17 protein-coding genes are annotated in these 18838 nt (G+C 40.3%); 14 read left to right on the top strand and 3 right to left on the bottom strand.

All coding sequences use genetic code 11. From position 1 onward, the window contains the following. Positions 1-74: 74 nt before the first annotated feature. On the top strand, positions 75-1073 hold the full coding sequence (locus tag H5160_RS07080) for a DUF2971 domain-containing protein (RefSeq protein WP_182737128.1): 999 nt from the start codon (positions 75-77) through the stop codon (positions 1071-1073). Positions 1074-1184: 111 nt separating this feature from the next. Here the strand turns inward: H5160_RS07080 and dapD are convergent, their stop codons facing one another. From dapD to map, 3 genes are read right to left on the bottom strand one after another with little or no spacing between them, the layout of a single operon-like run. Further along, the gene (dapD, locus tag H5160_RS07085) at positions 1185-2012 is read right to left on the bottom strand and encodes a 2,3,4,5-tetrahydropyridine-2,6-dicarboxylate N-succinyltransferase (RefSeq protein WP_138584315.1); all 828 of its coding nucleotides are present in this window, start codon (positions 2010-2012) and stop codon (positions 1185-1187) included. A gap of 9 nt (positions 2013-2021) precedes the next feature. Beyond that, positions 2022-4640 carry a [protein-PII] uridylyltransferase gene (gene glnD / locus H5160_RS07090; protein ID WP_002958323.1) on the bottom strand — a complete coding sequence of 873 codons (2619 nt, stop codon included), beginning with the start codon at positions 4638-4640 and terminating at the stop codon, positions 2022-2024. Positions 4641-4670: 30 nt separating this feature from the next. Further along, positions 4671-5456, bottom strand: a complete 786-nt coding sequence (gene map, locus H5160_RS07095; protein ID WP_002958322.1) for a type I methionyl aminopeptidase — start codon at positions 5454-5456, stop codon at positions 4671-4673. 271 nt (positions 5457-5727) lie between these two features. Between map and rpsB the strand changes: the two genes are divergently transcribed. From rpsB to lpxA, 13 genes are all read left to right on the top strand, one after another. After that, complete coding sequence (gene rpsB / locus H5160_RS07100) at positions 5728-6456, top strand: 30S ribosomal protein S2 (protein WP_024596499.1); 729 nt, start codon at positions 5728-5730, stop codon at positions 6454-6456. 104 nt (positions 6457-6560) lie between these two features. After that, positions 6561-7412, top strand: a complete 852-nt coding sequence (gene tsf, locus H5160_RS07105; protein ID WP_002958320.1) for a translation elongation factor Ts — start codon at positions 6561-6563, stop codon at positions 7410-7412. Positions 7413-7570: 158 nt separating this feature from the next. Then, positions 7571-8320, top strand: coding sequence for a UMP kinase (pyrH, locus tag H5160_RS07110; protein WP_024596498.1), 750 nt, complete (start codon positions 7571-7573; stop codon positions 8318-8320). A gap of 49 nt (positions 8321-8369) precedes the next feature. Next, positions 8370-8891 carry a ribosome recycling factor gene (gene frr / locus H5160_RS07115; protein ID WP_206013162.1) on the top strand — a complete coding sequence of 174 codons (522 nt, stop codon included), beginning with the start codon at positions 8370-8372 and terminating at the stop codon, positions 8889-8891. A 243-nt stretch (positions 8892-9134) separates the two neighbouring features. Then, positions 9135-9914 (top strand): isoprenyl transferase, encoded by a 780-nt coding sequence (locus tag H5160_RS07120; protein ID WP_024596497.1) that lies wholly within the window; start codon positions 9135-9137, stop codon positions 9912-9914. Positions 9915-9933: 19 nt separating this feature from the next. Next, complete coding sequence (locus H5160_RS07125; protein ID WP_024596496.1) at positions 9934-10800, top strand: phosphatidate cytidylyltransferase; 867 nt, start codon at positions 9934-9936, stop codon at positions 10798-10800. Further along, positions 10797-12002: a 1-deoxy-D-xylulose-5-phosphate reductoisomerase gene (gene ispC, locus H5160_RS07130; protein ID WP_154903577.1), complete on the top strand. Its 1206-nt coding sequence runs from the start codon at positions 10797-10799 to the stop codon at positions 12000-12002. Before H5160_RS07125 ends, ispC begins: the two co-directional genes overlap by 4 nt. A gap of 1 nt (position 12003) precedes the next feature. Further along, the gene (gene rseP / locus H5160_RS07135) at positions 12004-13356 is read left to right on the top strand and encodes a sigma E protease regulator RseP (RefSeq protein WP_002958314.1); all 1353 of its coding nucleotides are present in this window, start codon (positions 12004-12006) and stop codon (positions 13354-13356) included. A 100-nt stretch (positions 13357-13456) separates the two neighbouring features. Next, positions 13457-15928: an outer membrane protein assembly factor BamA gene (gene bamA, locus H5160_RS07140; RefSeq protein ID WP_182737129.1), complete on the top strand. Its 2472-nt coding sequence runs from the start codon at positions 13457-13459 to the stop codon at positions 15926-15928. 11 nt (positions 15929-15939) lie between these two features. Then, positions 15940-16458 (top strand): OmpH family outer membrane protein, encoded by a 519-nt coding sequence (locus H5160_RS07145; RefSeq protein WP_002958312.1) that lies wholly within the window; start codon positions 15940-15942, stop codon positions 16456-16458. A 7-nt stretch (positions 16459-16465) separates the two neighbouring features. Then, positions 16466-17488 carry a UDP-3-O-(3-hydroxymyristoyl)glucosamine N-acyltransferase gene (lpxD, locus tag H5160_RS07150; RefSeq protein WP_024596249.1) on the top strand — a complete coding sequence of 341 codons (1023 nt, stop codon included), beginning with the start codon at positions 16466-16468 and terminating at the stop codon, positions 17486-17488. A 26-nt stretch (positions 17489-17514) separates the two neighbouring features. Then, entirely contained in the window at positions 17515-17967 is a 453-nt protein-coding gene (gene fabZ, locus H5160_RS07155) for a 3-hydroxyacyl-ACP dehydratase FabZ (protein WP_002958310.1), read from the top strand. Between the two features lie 2 nt (positions 17968-17969). Continuing rightward, positions 17970-18740 (top strand): acyl-ACP--UDP-N-acetylglucosamine O-acyltransferase, encoded by a 771-nt coding sequence (gene lpxA, locus H5160_RS07160; RefSeq protein WP_182737131.1) that lies wholly within the window; start codon positions 17970-17972, stop codon positions 18738-18740. Positions 18741-18838 lie beyond the last annotated feature (98 nt).

Raw genomic sequence — 18838 nt, forward strand, 5'->3', positions numbered from 1 at the left:
TTAAGATTATCAAATTTTATTGTTGCCACTTATCAAGGTTAAACTAAAGATTAACATTACTTGGGATTTTAAATATGGAATATGTTTATCATTACACTTCTGCAGATGGTTTAAAGGGAATTTTAGAGGGCAAAAGTTTATGGGCTACTAACGCAGAGTATCTAAATGATTTTAGAGAAATAAAGCAAGGTATTGATAGAATAAAATCACTCAGAGGGAGTTTGTCTGAGTTTTCACAAATCAAACTCGAAGAAATTTATGCCAAACACAAAAATATACCTTTAGATGTTACCCAAAAAGAAATGCGAAGTAAGGACGTGCATCTCGCAAATCATTTTTTAAATTTTCTATGGAATATAATTGATAATAATACCATTGATGAAATTTATACCACTTCATTTACAACTAAGCGTGATAGCCTAAACCACTGGCTAACTTACGGGTCAGAGCAAACTTCATATTGCATAAAGTTTAATAAAGAAAAGCTATTTGATGATGAGTACTTTAGGCAAAGAAAACTTTTGAGTGGCTATGATGATGTTGATTACCAACCAACTGAGGAAATGCTTCATTCTTTAATTGAAGAACACTATCTGCCTGAGGTTTTAAGTTATGTGTTAGATCCAAATTTAAATGGAAATGACCTAAATGAAAAATGTGCTATTGCTGCAATTGAAATTTTTAATGAAGCGATTTTTAAGATTGCTAGCATAAAAGATCAAGCGTTCGAATATGAAGAAGAGTATCGTTTTACTCTTTTTTACCCTGGTTTAGTCTCATTAAATGAAAATACTGAAAAGGGTTATTTTGATTTTATAGACTCCTCTAATATTGATTTTATAGAGCTTGAAAATGGAGTGAAAGAGTTTTTTCCTTTATGCTACAGAACCCTAAAGTCTGGCATTATAGCCCCATATAGAGCGATACCTTTTCCTAAAAATTCAATTGATGAAATTATAATAGGACCATCAGAAAATAATGAGTTAGCTGTTAAAGGCTTAAAGTCTTTTTTGAGTTCATTAAATTTTGATGTAGAAGTGTCTAGTACTAAAACTTCATTTAGAAGAATTTAAAAAAGCTCCAAACCAAAGGGCTTAGAGCTTTCTATATATAATTAAAGTTTAGCTAAAACACTTAACTTAAAAGTATCGTTGGGTTTCGTTTCACTCAACTTAACCTACGTGTTACTCATCAATTGAGCGTAGTAGGGCGTTTATGCCTACTTTTTCACGTGTTTGTTGATCTACCTTTTTCACGATGATTGCAGCGTAAAGGCTGTGGGTGCCATCTTTTGACGGTAGTGCGCCTGGAACAACTACTGCCCCTGCTGGTACGCGGCCGTAGTGAATTTCGCCGGTTTCGCGGTCATAAATACGAGTGCTTTGGCTGATGTAAACGCCCATTGAAATTACTGCGCCTTCTTCAACAATTACGCCTTCCACAATTTCAGAACGTGCGCCAATAAAACAGTTGTCTTCAATGATGGTTGGGTTAGCTTGTAGAGGTTCTAAAACGCCGCCTATGCCTACGCCACCTGATAAATGTACGTTCTTACCAATTTGTGCACATGAGCCTACAGTCGCCCATGTATCAACCATGGTGCCGTCGTCAACGTATGCGCCAATATTTACGTACGATGGCATAAGTACGACGTTTTTACCTACAAAGCTGCCTTTACGTGCTACTGCGTTTGGTACTACGCGCATACCACCTTGCTGAAATTGCTCTGGCGTGTAGTCGCTAAATTTAAGTGGTACTTTGTCGTAAAACTGGTTTACGCCGTCGTTCATTGGTTGGTTGTCGCGAATACGAAACGACAGTAAAACGGCTTTTTTAAGCCACTGGTGTACAACCCATTCACCTGATATTTTTTCAGCAACGCGTGCTGCGCCGCTATCAAGCAAATCAAGTGCATCAATAATGGCTTGTTTTACGTCGCTTGATACTGTGCTTGGGCTAATGCTATCGCGGTTGTCCCATGCGTTTTCGATCATCGTTTTTAAATCTGACATGTGTGTCCTCTATTCTGTTTCGGCGTTGAATTTTTTACGTAATGCCTGATGAATTTTTGCTTGCTCTTCATCAGTCAGCGCTTGGTATTCGTTATTAGATACAACAAAGAAATCCTCTGCACGTTCACCTACCGTTGTAATACGGGCAGCGTGAATGTGTAGTAAATGCGCTTGGAAAACTTCGGCTATTTTGGTTAGTAAACCTTGTATATCGACGGCTTGAATTTCTATTAAGCTACGGTCTTTGCGTGCATGTGGGCGCAACACAATTTTAGGTTTAATATTAAAATCTTTAAAGCGTTGAGAGCGGCTCTTTTTAAAGCGAATTTTTTTACGCGGATCGCTAAGTGCTTGCTCAAGCCCGCGTTTAATTGATTGCGCTCGACCACTTGCAATAGGGTCGCCACTTACTTCAAGTATTACAAAACTAAACAGGACGTAACCATCTTTTGTGGTCAGTACTTGCGCGTGCTGTATTTGTGCTTTTTTAGAGCCAATTACACTCACTAATCTCGCAAATAGCGCACCAGAGTAGGGGCTGTATACAAATACTTGTGTACCACCATGCATTGCTTTGTTAGATACAATTACACTGGGTTGGCTTAAATCGGTGCTAGTTAATAAATGCTCACTTTGCCACGATATTTGCTGTTCGCTAAAGGCGGTAAAGTAATTGGCTTTAAAGCGACTCCAAATTAAATCAATTTTATTCTCAGGGTAACCTAAGTTGAGTAGACGTTGTTTAGCTTGGTGCTTTTTATCGCGAATTTGGTCGCGTTGATCCATTGGGTTTTCGAGCCCTAAGCGCAACGCGCGTTGCGTGTGCAAGTACAATTCACGCAGTAGGGTGTTTTTCCAATCGTTCCATAAGTTGTCGTTGGTTGCACGGATATCGGCAACGGTTAAACAATATAAATAGTCGAGTTGGCGCTCTGTTTTAATACGTGTTGCAAAGTCTTTTATTACAGCAGGGTCGTTAATATCTTTACGCTGCGCGGTAACCGACATAAGTAAATGGTTACTTACAAGCCATGCTACTAATTTTGCATCAGAGGATGAAAAACCATGTAGTTTAGCAAAGGCTATAGCATCAACAGCGCCAAGTTCAGAGTGATCTCCCCCTCGTCCCTTAGCAATGTCGTGAAATATACCGGCTAAATAAAGTAGCTCTGGTTTGTCCATTCGAGTGACTATTTCACTACAAATAGGAAACTCGCTAATGCCAGTTTTATCAAAGTATTCGTAAATATTTTTGATTAATTTGTGAGTATGCTCATCTACGGTGTAGGCGTGAAACAAATCGAACTGCATTTGTCCAAATATATTACGCCACTGCGGTAAGTAGGCGGCAAGCATGCCGTGTTTGTGCATTAACGTAAATGCGCGGCCCATACCATTAGGGTGTTTAACTAAGCGTAAAAAAGCTTCACGACAGGCTGCATAATCTTGTAAATCCCCCAATAAACGGCGGCGTACTTGGCGGATTGTACGAATAGTGCTTGGGTAAATATGCGTTATTGCAGGGTTGTCTGCTATGTGCTCAAACAATACAAAAAGTTGGTCACGTCTAAAAAATACAGATGGATCTTTTACGCGTATTTGATGGCCCACTTGCTCAAAGTTTCTGTCGAGTACTATCACCGTTTTTTCACTACTTTCGGGCATGATACTTTGCTCAAAGTATGAAAGTAGCATTTGGTTAAGTTCGCGCACGCGGCTCATTATTCTAAATAAGCGCTTCATCATACGCTCAACAGAGGCTTTACCGTCGCTACCAAAACCTAAAATTTCGGCGGCTTGTGGTTGATGATCAAACAATAAGCGGTTTTCAGCCCGACCTGCGGCTAGATGCAGTGCAAAGCGAATATTCCATAGGTTCTCTAGGCACTCTGAAAGCTCTTGAAACTCTTCATGGGTTAAGTAGCCGTGACTTATTAACTCTTGCAGGGTTTCGGTTCTAAAGTGCTTTTTTGCGACCCAAATAATGGTTTGCAAGTCGCGCAGGCCACCGGGGTTTTCTTTAATGTTTGGCTCAAGATTATACGCGGTGCCATGGCACTTTTTGTGACGTAAGTTTTGTTCTTGAACTTTGGCAGTAAAAAACTCACCGGAGCGCCATACGGGGGTTTCTAGAATATGCGTTTTGAGTTTTTCAAACTCAATATGATTACCAAAAATAAGGCGGCTTTCGAGTAAACTGGTGGCAAAAGTAACGTCTTCACGTTTTTGCTCAATGGCTTGTTCTATCGTGCGCACGCTGTGGCCAATCTCTAAGTTGAGATCCCATAGCATGGTGACAAACTGGCCTATTTTTTCGCATATTTCTTCGCTTGGTGGTTTAGTTACAAGCAATAAAAAATCGATGTCGGAGTAGGGATGTAGCTCGCCACGTCCGTATCCGCCTACTGCTATTAGTGCTAAATCAGGTTCGCGCGCTAAGTCGTAAACATGAAAAAGCTTAATTAGTAGGCGGTCAATAAACTCAGCCCGGGCATTAATTAAATTCCCAACCGGTTGTTTAGAAAATTCGTTATGTAACCATTTATAAAAATAGCTAGAACAATCGCGATAATCACTAAGTTGCTCTGCATCGCTGAGCAACTTTTTTACTTTGTTGGGTAATGCCACGTGGGCTGGCTCCTAATTTCTTATTTATTATTAGTGTTCTATGATCCTGTCGATAGTATCATCTGATCGTAGCGTTAAAATTTCAACACCATTTTCAGTCACTAATAAAGTATGTTCCCACTGTGCAGACAAGCTGCGGTCGCGAGTTACTACAGTCCAATCATCTTTAAGTAGCTTACATTGGCGTTTACCCGCATTAACCATTGGTTCAATTGTTAAGCACATGCCCGCTTTTAAAGTTTCGCCAGTACCCGCTTTACCGTAGTGCATTACTTGTGGTTCTTCATGAAATCCTGCGCCAATACCGTGGCCGCAATATTCACGAACAATAGAGTAATTAAAACTTTCTGCATATTTTTGAATAGCAGAGCCAATATCACCTAAGCGCACACCTGGTTTTACCATTTTAATAGCAAGGTATAAGCTTTCTTGTGTTACTTCTGCAAGACGCTTAGCTTGGATGTTTGGTGTACCAACGTGGAACATTTTAGAAGTATCGCCGTGGTAGCCATCTTTAATGACAGTTACGTCAATATTTACGCTGTCGCCTTCTTTTAATGCTTTGTCATTTGGAATTCCGTGACAAATAACATGATTAACTGACGTACAAACTGATTTTGGAAAGCCATGATAATTTAACGGAGCAGGGATTGCTTGTTGCACATTAACAATATAATCATGACAAAGTGTATTTAGCTCATCGGTGGTAACACCCGGCACTACATGAGGGCCGATCATTTCAAGTACATCGGCCGCTAAGCGCCCAGCTACGCGCATTTTCTCTATTTCTTCAGGGGTCTTGATAATAGCGCTCATTGAGGCTCCAAAGTTGAGTTTCTAACATTTATCGCCGAACAAATTTTGCACGCGACGTTGAGTATTTAATTTTAATATGGTATAAAGCGCGCCGTCTTTTTACAAATAAATTCTTAAATGATTTTTTGTATTTAAGGCAAACACAATTTTATTTTAACACACACACGTATCGTCACATACACTTGGGTGCATTTGAAGTTTAATTACTTCGGTGTTGGTGCTATGGGATATGTGGAGGCCTAACCCTAAACAACTATAGAGGATCTATAAAATGGCAAACGTTTCAATGCGCGATATGCTTCAAGCTGGTGTTCACTTTGGTCACCAAGCACGTTACTGGAACCCTAAGATGAAGCCTTTCATCTTCGGCACACGTAACCGTGTACATATCATTAACCTTGAGCAAACTGTACCAATGTTCAACGACGCACTTAAGTTTTTATCAAGTGCTGCAGCTAACAAAGGTAAAGTTCTTTTCGTTGGTACTAAGCGCGCAGCAAGCGACGCAGTTAAAGCAGCTGCTTTAGAAAGCGATCAGTTCTTCGTAAATCACCGTTGGTTAGGTGGTATGTTGACTAACTGGAAAACTGTACGTCAATCAATCAAGCGTCTTAAAGACCTTGAAGTACAAAGCCAAGACGGTACTTTCGAGAAATTAACTAAGAAAGAAACGTTAATGCTTAACCGCGAAATGGAAAAGCTTGAAAAGAGCCTTGGTGGTATCAAAAACATGGGCGGTCTTCCAGACGCGCTTTTCGTTATCGATGCTGACCACGAGCACATTGCTATCCGTGAAGCAAACAACCTAGGTATCCCTGTTGTTGCAATCGTTGATACTAACTCTAACCCAGACGGCGTTGATTACATCGTTCCTGGTAACGATGATGCTATCCGTGCTGTAAGCCTTTACACTAGCGCTGTTGCAGCTGCTATCACTGAAGGTCGCGAGAATAACATCGTTGCTCAAGCTGAGAAAGACGATTTCGTTGAAGCTGAGTAATTAGCTATCATCAAGTCTTCATCTTTTTAAGGTGAAGACTTGTTATTCTTGTAGAGCGGGTAACCCGCTTATCTAAACCAGATTTCAGATTTGAGGATTTACTAATGGCTGTAACTACTGCCCTAGTTAAAGAATTACGCGAGCGCACAGGCGCTGGCATGATGGATTGTAAAAAAGCGTTAACTGAGACTGATGGCGACATCGAGTTAGCGATTGAAAACATGCGTAAAAGTGGCGCTGCTAAAGCTGCTAAAAAAGCAGGTAACATTGCTGCTGAAGGTACTATCATCATCAAGCAAAACGCTGGTGTTGCAGTACTAGTAGAAGTTAACTGTCAAACAGACTTCGTTGCAAAAGACGTAAGCTTTTTAGCATTTGCTGATAAAGTTGCTGAAGCTGCAATTGCTGACACTCTTACTATCGAAGACTTACAAGCTAAGTTTGAAGAAGACCGTGTTGAGCTAGTAACTAAAATTGGCGAAAACATCAACGTACGTCGTCTGCAGTACATCGCTGGTGAAAACCTAGTTGAGTACCGTCATGGCGACCGTATCGGTGTTGTTGTTGCAGGTGTTGCTGATGAAGAAACACTTAAGCACGTTGCAATGCACGTTGCTGCTTCACGTCCAGAGTACTTAACTCCTTCTGACGTACCAGCTGACGTTGTAGAAAAAGAAAAGCAAGTACAAATCGAAATCGCGATGAATGAAGGCAAGCCTGCTGAAATCGCTGAGAAGATGGTTGTTGGTCGCATGAAAAAATTCACTGGTGAGGTTTCTCTTACTGGTCAAGCTTTCATCATGGAACCTAAAAAATCTGTTGGCGATATTCTTAAAGAGAAAAACGCAACAGTTACTGGCTTTGTACGTGTAGAAGTTGGTGAAGGTATCGAGAAGAAAGAAGAAGATTTTGCTGCTGAAGTTGCTGCTCAAATTGCAGCTGCTAAAGGTCAGTAAGATTAACTATTTGTGATGCAAAAGGAAATTAGATGCAATTAAAGTACTATTTGGTTTTGCTTCACAGCTAGAAATTCTTTAAAATAACCGCGCTTTTATGTTTAACATAAGCGCGGTTATTTTTTATCCATAATTCAATAAAAGTTGGCCCCTATACTATGACTATCAATCGCAAACCTATTTTTAGACGTGTTCTTCTCAAATTAAGTGGTGAAGCTTTAATGGGAGACGAAGGCTTCGGCATCGACCCTAAAGTTTTAGACCGTATGGCACAAGAAATTAAAGAGCTAGTAGAGCTTGACGTAGAAGTGGGTTTAGTTATTGGTGGAGGTAACTTTTTACGCGGTGGTTCACTTGCAGAAGCAGGTATGAACCGCGTAGTAGGCGACCACATGGGTATGCTTGCAACGGTTATGAATGGCCTTGCAATGCGTGATGCGCTACACCGTGCATTTGTAAACTGTCGCTTAATGTCGGCTATTCCGCTAAATGGTGTATGTGACGCTTATAACTGGGCTGAAGCAATTAGTTTATTGAAAACTGGCCGCGTTGTTATTTTTGCAGCAGGCACCGGTAACCCATTTTTTACTACCGATTCTGCAGCGTGTTTACGCGGTATCGAAATTGAAGCGGATACAGTAATTAAAGCGACTAAAGTGGATGGCGTGTACAGTGATGATCCTGTTAAAAACCCAGAAGCGACGCTTTACAGCCACTTAAGCTACAATGAAATCATTGAAAAAGAATTAAAAGTTATGGATTTAGCGGCATTTACTCTAGCCCGCGATCACAATATGCCATTGAGCGTATTTAATATGAATAAATCAGGCGCGCTAAAACGCGTAATTATGGGTGAAGAAGAAGGAACACTTATTTCTTCACAAGCCTCAGATGAAATAATCAAATAATTAGGATTAAACCGTGATTAACGATATTCAAAAAGACGCGCAAGCGCGCATGCAAAAAAGTGTAACTGCACTAGGTAGCCAATTATCTAAAATTCGTACTGGCCGTGCACATCCTGCAATCCTAGATGGCATTATGGTATCGTACTACGGTGCACCAACGCCTTTAAACCAAGTTGCTAACGTAACAATTGAAGATTCTCGTACACTTGCTATTGGTGTATTTGATAAGTCTTTAGCGCAAGCTGTTGAAAAAGCAATTATGGCGTCTGACTTAGGTTTAAACCCTATGTCGGCAGGTACTGTTATTCGTGTACCTCTTCCTCCACTTACAGAAGAGCGTCGTAAAGACCTAATCAAAATTGTACGTGGCGAAGTTGAAGGCGGTCGTGTTGCTATTCGTAACATTCGTCGTGATGCTAATGGCGATGTAAAAGGTTTATTAAAAGATAAAGAAATATCTGAAGATGAAGCGCGTCAATCAGATGATGCGATTCAAAAACTTACAGATAAGTTTATCAAAGAAATGGATACGCTATTAGCTGCTAAAGAAGCAGAGTTAATGGAAATCTAAGTAGGGCCCGTTTATCTTTTGAGGTTGAATTTGCAGTAGTGTGTTTGGTTTTAAGGCAAGGCAGAGCCTACGTAGTGTGGTTATTTCCCATTATTAGGCGATAGCAATGCATAAAATCTAAAAACGCGCTGCCCAAAGGGTTCTGCCTAGATTGAATAAATTACAATCCTGAAAGGTCGACAGGACCTATTAAAATTATTAGTTTTGAAACGCCGTCTAGGGTATACTAGGCGGCGTTTTTTTATGGAATACTCGATATTTATGGTTCTAGATGCTGACACAATTTCACAGCAATGTTTACCCAAACATGTTGCTATCATCATGGATGGGAACGGACGTTGGGCACAAGCTAGAAATAGACCTCGTGTGTATGGGCATAAAAAAGGCGTAGACGCAGTTCGTCAATCTGTTCAGTTTTGTACTAAATTAGGGATACAATCGTTAACCTTATTTGCTTTTAGTAGTGAAAACTGGCGCCGCCCTGAAGACGAAGTAAACACTCTAATGGAGCTTTTCTTATTTGTTTTAACAAAGGAAGTTAAAAAGCTTCATAAAAACAATGTAAAACTAACCATTATTGGAGACTTATCACGATTTTCTGAAGGATTACGTAGCAAGGTAGACGCTGCGCATAAGCTGACTGAAAATAATACCGGATTGCGCTTAAATGTTGCAGCTAATTACGGTGGTCGTTGGGATATGGCTAACGCGGCTAAACAACTTGCTTTGCAAGTTGCGCAAGGCACACTCAACGCAGAAGATATTACAGAAGAGCGCTTAGCACAGCATATGAGCATGGCAGATCAGGCAGAACCTGATTTACTTATTCGCACTGGTGGCGATGTTCGTATTAGTAATTTTTTACTATGGCAAGTTGCTTATGCAGAACTTTACTTTACCGAAACACTTTGGCCTGATTTTAATGAAGCAGCATTTGCTGAGGCTATAGCGTGTTACGTTGCCAGAGAGCGACGTTTTGGTTGTACGGGCGAACAAATAAAACAATTACTCGCTCAAACCTAAATAGAATAAGGGTCACATTTTGTTAAAACAACGAATTTTAACCTCACTTGTGCTTGCACCATCGGCATTAGCTTTGGTTTTTTATACACCGCTTACGTTATTTAGTTACTTTGCCGGTGCAATAGTATTATTAGGCGCATGGGAATGGTCTGCGTTTATGGGTTTATGCGATAAGCTCAAACGTGGTGCTTTTGTTGTATTGATTGCAGCCTTACTTGGCCTGCTTAATTTACATTGGCCTATTGAATCACTATGGGAAAGTGGCAAGCTAGTAGGTGATGCGAATTACTTATTTACGCTTTCGTTTGCTTGGTGGATTGTTGCTAGTTATTTAATTTGGCGCTATCCAGAAATGGCTAAAGCGTGGAATGAAGGTCTAGTAATGCGCGGCATTGCAGGTTTATTAACACTTGTGCCGTTATGGCTTGCACTAAATACGCTGCGCAGTGCGCAATATGCTGAATCAACACATTTTGGCTCTGTACTTATTTTAGTCGTATTGGGTATTGTGTGGAGTGCAGACGTTGGTGCTTATTTTTCAGGTAAGAGCTTTGGTAAGCATAAACTTATGCCAAAAGTGAGCCCTAATAAAACAATTGAAGGGTTAGCAGGCGGTGTAGTCGCTTCTATCATTTTTGTTTTAGCATTTTGTCACTTTACCGATGTTGATTTAGGTGTTTGGCCTATCTACGCGATAATGACTGCATTTATTGCATTGTTCTCTGCGGTAGGTGATTTACTTGAAAGCATGTTTAAACGTGAAGCTGGTTTAAAAGATAGCGGCCGTTGTTTACCTGGGCACGGCGGTATTTTAGATCGCATTGACAGCTTAACGGCTGCAGCTCCAATGTTTGTAATGTGCTATGCGTGGACTCTTAGTTTATGAGCCAAAAGCAATTGCTGGTTATTTTAGGCGCAACAGGTTCAATTGGTTTAAGTACACTAGATGTTGTATCGCGCAATAAAGAGTTATTTGATGTTTTTGTTTTAGCTGCAGGGCAAAACGCAAAAAAAATGGCTGAGCTGTGTATTGAACACGAACCACTTTATGCGATTATGGCTACCCAGCAAGCCGCTGAGCAGTTATCTGCTTATTTAGCTAATACACCATGCCAAACGCTTGTTATGCACGGCGAGCAAGCAATGTGCGACTTATGTGCTCACCCAGATGTTGATGTCGTGATGTCGGCAATTGTAGGTGCCGCTGGTTTACTGCCAACATTAAGTGCAGTAGAAGCAGGTAAAAAAGTACTCCTTGCTAATAAAGAATCGTTAGTTATGTCAGGTCAGTTGTTTATTGATAAAGTTAAACAACATAAAGCGACCTTGCTGCCAATTGATAGCGAACATAATGCTATTTTTCAATGTCTACCTTCTTCGTTACAAAGTGCCAAAGGCGATCAAAATTTACAGCAACATGGCGTAAGTAAAATTTTGCTTACCGGTTCTGGTGGCCCGTTTTTAACGCGCGATATAAACACACTAAAAGATGTAACTGTAAGTGAAGCCGTGGCGCATCCTAACTGGTCGATGGGTCAAAAAATATCAGTAGACTCGGCCACTATGATGAATAAAGGCTTAGAGTTTATTGAAGCTAAGTGGTTATTCAATTGCGACACCAGTGATATAGACGTAGTGATTCATCCACAAAGTATTATTCACTCAATGGTGCAATATCATGACGGTTCTATTTTAGCGCAAATGGGTAACCCTGATATGCGCACGCCAATTGCCCATGCACTTGCATACCCTGAGCGAATTAATGCAGGCGTTAAACCGTTAAACTTCTCTGATATATGTGATTTCTCATTCACCAAGCCTGACTTTTCTCGCTATCCAAATTTACAATTAGCGATTGATGCGTGTAGTGCAGGGCAGGGCGCGACTACAACGGTTAATGCTGCAAATGAGATAGCAGTAAGTGCATTCTTAAACGGTAAAATTGGTTTTACTGATATATACAAAATAAATGCACAAACGCTTGAATCTGCAACGTATACCAATGTACAAAGCTTAGATGAAATTTTAGAGTGCGATAAATTAGCGCGTATTAGCGCTTCAGAATTTATAACAAAAGTGGCGCATTAATATGTTTGATTTTTTTTGGAATCTTGGCTCATTTATTTTAGCGCTTGGTATTTTAGTGGCCATACATGAATATGGCCATTTTTGGGTTGCACGAAAAATGGGCGTTAAAGTGCTGCGTTTTTCAATTGGCTTTGGTAAGCCACTATTAAAATGGCACGATAAATATAATACCGAATATGTGATTGCGGCTATTCCATTAGGCGGTTATGTAAAAATGCTTGATGAGCGTGTTGATGACGTGCCGGCAAACCAACGTCATTTATCGTTTAACGCTAAATCTGTACAAGCACGTATTGCCATAGTTGCAGCGGGTCCAATGGCCAACTTTTTGTTTGCCATTTTTGCTCTTGCTGTAATGTATATGGTGGGTGTGCAGTCGGTAAAGCCTGTGGTAGGTAGTATTACCGAGGGTAGCCGAGCAGAGCAAGCGGGCATTATGCCTTCTCAACATATTATAAAAATTGGTGATGATGATATAACGACCTGGCAAGATGCCACGTTTGCACTTATGTCTAATTTAGGTGAAGAAAGCGTTGAAGTGATAGTGCGCGATAAAAACCTTCAACCACGTGTTAAAACGCTTAATTTAGAGGGGTGGAAACTAGATCAGCAAGACGTGCCACCATTAAGCTCGTTAGGTATTGTACCGTTTAGACCTCAAGCAACTTTAACAATTGCCGCCGTAACTAAAGACTCAGCTGCAGAACACGCTAATTTACAAGTTAATGACACAATTTTGGCTGTAAACGGTGAAACAATAAGCAATTGGCAGCAATTAGTTAATCTTATTACGCAATCAGCTAACAAATCTTTACAATTTAGTGTAAAAAGACAAGATACTATAAAAGCCATTACAGTAACCCCTAAAGGGCGCATTGATAATAACGGTATTGAGCAAGGCTTTTTAGGTGTTGCTCCTGTTGTACAGCAATGGCCTGATGGTTATGTAGAGACTAGACATTACGGCCCGCTCGATAGTATCGTGCGAGGCACAAAAGAAACGTGGCGCTTAATTACACTCAGTTTTGACATGATTGGTAATTTAATTACAGGCCAGGTTTCGGTTAAGAATTTAAGTGGCCCTGTGGGCATTGCAGTAGGCGCTGGAACTAGCGTAAGCTATGGGTTAGTGGCCTTTTTAAGCTTTTTAGCCTTAATAAGCGTTAACTTGGGTGTATTTAATTTATTACCCTTACCAGTACTTGATGGTGGACACTTAATGTATTACATAATTGAACTTTTTCGTAAAAAGCCGGTCTCTGAAAAGACACAAGAGTTTGGTTTTAAAGTGGGCGCCTTGTTGCTCATTTTTCTAACATGTTTCGCTTTGTTCAATGATGTATCGCGTTTGTAGTTTTACAGCGTGGCAAATTACTAATTAGAACACGATTGTAAAGCACCACTTTAGTAGGGTGTTATGCGGTAATACAGTTGTAAAGGATAAAGATAATAAAATGGCTATAAAAAAACATTTGGCAGTAACAAGTTTATTGGGTGCAAGTTTTGCAGCCCTAGGCCAAAACTCCTTTATTGTTGAAGACCTGAAAGTTGAAGGTTTACAGCGTGTAGCACTTGGTGCAGCGCTAACACATATTCCTATTAACGTAGGCGATAATGTTGATGACTATACGATTTCAAAAACAATAAAGTCACTTTATCGTTCTGGGCACTTTGATAACATAAAAGCCCTTCGTGATGGCAACAACGTTATTTTTAAAGTAACGGAACGTCCTACCATCAGCTTCATTGAGTTTGAAGGCAATAAAGACATTAAAGACGAGCAGCTTAATGAGTCTCTTGATCAGCAAGATATTCGCCAAGGTGAACCACTTGATAAAACCGTTATCGATAGTATCGAAAAGGGCTTAGTTGAGTTTTTCCACAGTATTGGTAAATACAACGCTAAAGTAGATATCAGTATTACTAAGTTGCCTCGTAACCGCGTTAAACTTAAATTAGAGTTTGATGAAGGTGATGCAGCTTCTATCCGACAAATTAACTTAGTGGGTAATGAACTTTTTTCTAATGAAGAGCTTCTTAAAATTGCTGAATCGCAGCAAGATTTACCTTGGTGGCAGTTTATGGGTAGCGATCGCTACCAAAAGCAAACCATTGAAGGCGATTTAGAAAAAATTCGTAGTTATTATTTAGACCGTGGTTACCTACGTTTTAATATCGATTCAACGCAAGTATCAGTGAGCCCTGAACGTGAATCAGTTTACGTTACAGCTAACTTAACCGAAGGCGTAAAATATACCGTTAAAGGCTTTGACTTTATTGGTGACTTGCTTGGCCGTGAAGACTTAATTAAAAGTGTTATCCCACTTAGAGCGGGTGAGCTTTACAATGGCTCAGTCGTTACTTCGTCAGAAGAATTTATTAAAAGCTACTTAGCACGTTTTGGTTACGCTAATGCTGAAGTACGTACAATTCCAGAAATTGACGACGAAAAGCAAGAAGTACAACTAACACTATCGGTTAATCCAGGTAAGCGTGTATATGTTCGTCGTATTATTGTTGGTGGTAACCAAAATACAGCTGATGAAGTACTTCGCCGTGAAATGACACAACTTGAAGGCGCCTGGTTATCTAATCAAAACCTTGAGCGTTCAAAACTACAAATTCAACGTTTGCCTTACATGGAAACTGTTGATTTTAACGTAGTGCCTGTACCAGGTGTGGATGACCAAGTAGATGTAGATTTTACTGTAAAAGAGCAATCAGCGGGTAGCTTTAATGCTGGTCTTGCTTATGGTTCTTACTTAGGTCTGCAGTTTAATATTGGTGTAACAGAATCTAACTTTTTAGGCACAGGTAACCAAATTGGTTTAAACCTTAACACGTCTACAGGTTCTGAAAGCTTAAGCTTATCGTACACAGACCCATACTTTACGCCAGATGGTGTATCGCAAGGCAGTAGCATCTTTTACAGAAACTACGATGCAAGTAAATTCAGTCTTGTTGAGTACAAATCAAAAAGTTATGGTTTAGGCACAAATATTGGTTTTCCAATTGATGCTGTAAATCGTGTTAACTTTGGCGCCCGTTGGATTAAAGAAGAGCTTTCGGATATTGCAGAGTACGAGCAAACGCGTGTACTTCGTGAAACATTCTTAGATCCAGACAACCCAGATGCAGGCTTTGACTTTACTAAGTATGAGCTGAGTGTTGGTTGGTCGCGTATTACAGTTAACCGTGGTTTATTCCCAACAGCGGGTTCGCGTCAAACTCTAAACTTAACAGCAACAACGCCTAACTCAGATCTTCAGTACTTTAAACTGAATTACGATTCGCGTTTTTACTGGCCTATATCAAATGACCACCGTTGGGTATTCTCAACGCGTGCAGCGCTTGGTTATGGTAATGGTTATGGTTCTACAAACGGGTATGAGCAAACACTTCCATTCCAAGAGTACTTCCGTATAACGGAAATGGAACTTCGTGGCTTTGACCGTAATACAATATTACCACGTGCTGTATCGCGTATACCGCAGTCTATTCCAGGTACGCCAGGTGCAGACGGTACTACAACCGGTAGCATTGGTGGCGCATCAGAATTTGATATTCTAGTGCCGCAAGGCCGTATTGGTGGTAATGCAAAAGCAGTGGCAGGTATGGAGCTAATTGTTCCTACGCCATTCTTAGATGAAGAAAATACCAGCTCTGTACGTACTAGCTTCTTTGTTGATGCTGCAAACGTATGGGATACTGAGTTTAACGTAGACCGCTATCAAAACTTAGGCGTTGATGAACGTGCTAAATTAGATGACTATTCAGACCCAATGCGCTTTAGGGTTTCAACCGGTCTTTCATTACAATGGATCTCTCCAATGGGTCCAATGCTGATCAGTTTTGCGTATCCATTGCAAAAAGAAGAAGATGACGATACGAAAACCATCAGCTTTAACATTAGTAACACTTTCTAAAGGAGTTTTTTGTGAAAAAATTATTTAAATCAACAGCTGTAGCAGTTTTAGCAACTTTAATGATGGGTACTTCTGTGAATGCATTTGCACACAAAGTAGGTATTGTTGATATGCAGGAAATCTACAAGCAAATTCCTCAAATGGCTAAAATTGAACAGTCTTTACAAACTGAGTTTGCTGAACGTCGTCAAGAGCTTGAAAAGTTACAAGGCGATATTCGTTTTGAAGCTGAAAAATTTAAACGCGAAAGTACAACTATGAGCCAAGCTCAAAAAGATGCACTACGTGATAAAATCCAAGGCATGCAAAAAAATCTTGCTGAACAAGGTCGTCCTTTAGAGCAAGAAATCAAAGCGCGCCAAAACCAAGAACTTGCTAAAGTTCAAGGTGTAATCATCAAAACAATTGAAGAAATTGCTAAAGACGGCGACTTCGACGAAGTTAAAGTAAAAGACACAACAATTTACTTTAATCCTAAAGAAGTAACTGATCTTTCGTCTAAAGTTGTAGCTGCAGTTAGTAAGAAATAATCACTCTATGCAAAATTATACGCTTTCGCAAATTGCGGAACTTCTAGGCGCCGAACTTCAGGGTGATGGCGCTTTAGAAATAAAAAAAATAGCGACACTTGCAAATGCCCATTCTGGGCATATTGCATTTTTAGCGAACTCAAAATATCGCTCGCAACTTGAGACTACTCAAGCTAGCGCTGTAATAGTAAGCCAAGCCGATGCTCAGTACTTTAGTGGTAGCAAAGTTATTGTTGCGAATCCGTATGTAAGTTACGCAAAATTAGCGCAATTTATGGATACAACACCACGCTCAGCCTCGACGGGTATTCATCCAAGTGCCACTGTTCATTCAACAGCGATTGTTAGTGACAGCGCCGCTATAGGGGCTAATGCAGTCATTGAAGCTGATGCGGTGATAGGTGACAATGCGCAAATTGGTCCGAACAGTTTTATCGGAGAACGTGTTAAAATAGGCTCTGGCACTAAGCTTTGGTCTAGTGTGACTATTTATCACGATGTTGAAATTGGTTCAGATTGTTTGTTTCAAGCAAATAGTGTTGTAGGTAGTGATGGGTTTGGCTATGCGAACGAACGCGGGCAATGGGTAAAAATACCTCAGCTTGGTTCAGTGATCATAGGTAACAAAGTTGAAATTGGTGCAAGCACGACAATTGATCGTGGCGCACTGGACAATACCATTATCCATAGCAATGTTATTATCGATAATCAGTGTCAAATAGCGCACAACGTTGAAGTTAATTCAGGCACCGCAATCGCGGGCTGCACCGTACTTGCAGGAAGCGTTACCATTGGCAAAAACTGTCAAATTGGTGGCATGGTTGCAATTAATGGTCACATGTCTGTATGTGATGGTGTTATAATTACCGGCATGAGTATGGTGACAAAATCAATCACCGAACCAGGTATTTACTCATCTGGTATGCCCCATACAACAAACAAAGAATGGCGTAAATCAATAGCTCACTTGCGTAACCTTTCAGACATGAAATCTCGTCTTAAAGCGCTGGAAGCATTGGCTAAGTCATAACGTTGAACACTAATAAGGATGCTATTTTGGCAAACGAATTAAATAGCCTTGATATTCAAGAAATTTTAAGTTTATTACCGCACCGTTACCCGATGCTATTAATTGATCGTGTTATTGATTTTACACCTGGCAAATCTTTACATGCTATTAAAAATGTTTCTATAAACGAACCTATATTTACTGGCCATTTCCCAAATCAGCCAATTTTTCCTGGTGTGCTAATATTAGAATCAATGGCGCAAGCCACGGGTTTATTAGGTTTTAAAACAGTAGAAAATCGTAGTGAAAACGAATTATATTTATTTGCTGCTGTTGATAACGCACGTTTTAAACAGCCAGTGATCCCAGGTGATACAATGCACCTTCATGTTGAGTTTTTAAAAGAACGTCGCAACATTTGGAAGTTTGCAGCAGAAGCTAGAGTCGACGGCAAAGTAGTGTGTAGTGCCGAAATTATGTGTGCGAGAAGAGAGTTTTAATAGTGATCCATTCTACAGCAATAATCGAACCTGGCGCTAAACTAGGTAACAATGTCTCAGTTGGTCCGTATAGTTATATTGGCAATGATGTTGTTATCGGTGATAACTGTATTATTGAGTCTCATGTTGTTGTTAAAGGGCCATCAACTATTGGCTCTGGCAATCATATTTTTCAGTTTGCGTCTGTGGGCGAAGCCTGCCAAGACAAAAAATACAACAACGAGCCAACCATATTAGTCATGGGTGATAACAATGTTATCCGTGAATGTGCCACTATTCACCGTGGTACAATTCAAGACCAAGGCGTTACTAAAATTGGTAGTAATAACTTATTTATGGCTTATACACACGTTGCACATGACGCGGTAATTGGCGATAACGTAATTTTTGCTAACAATGCAAGTGTGGCCGGCCATGTACATGTAGGCGACTGGGTTATCTTAGGTGGTAATTCGGGAGTTCATCAGTTTTGTAAAATTGGTGCACATGCCTTTATTGGTATGTATTCAGGTGTTAACAAAGATGTACCACCTTTTGTTACTACCATTGGTATGCCAGCAGGCCCTGCCGCTATCAATAAAGAAGGCATGAAACGTCGTGGTTTCGAAAGTGATGAAATTATGGCTGTACGACGTGCATACAAAGCGTTTTACCGTAAAAGCTTAGGTGCAGACGAAGCGATTGAATCGCTTAGTGAAGATGCTGAAAAGTACCCTGCTGTGAAATTGATGGTCGACTTTGTTAAAAGCTCAGAGCGCGGCATTGTAAGATAATTCGCGCGTTTTGCTCTAAGCATAAAAAAACCACCCTAGATGATAAATCGAAGGTGGTTTTTTATTGCCCACGGTTTAGACCTAATTCAGTTAATACT

The sequence above is a fragment of the Pseudoalteromonas sp. SG43-4 genome, from assembly GCF_014164325.1.
Taxonomy (GTDB): Bacteria; Pseudomonadota; Gammaproteobacteria; order Enterobacterales; family Alteromonadaceae; genus Pseudoalteromonas; species Pseudoalteromonas distincta.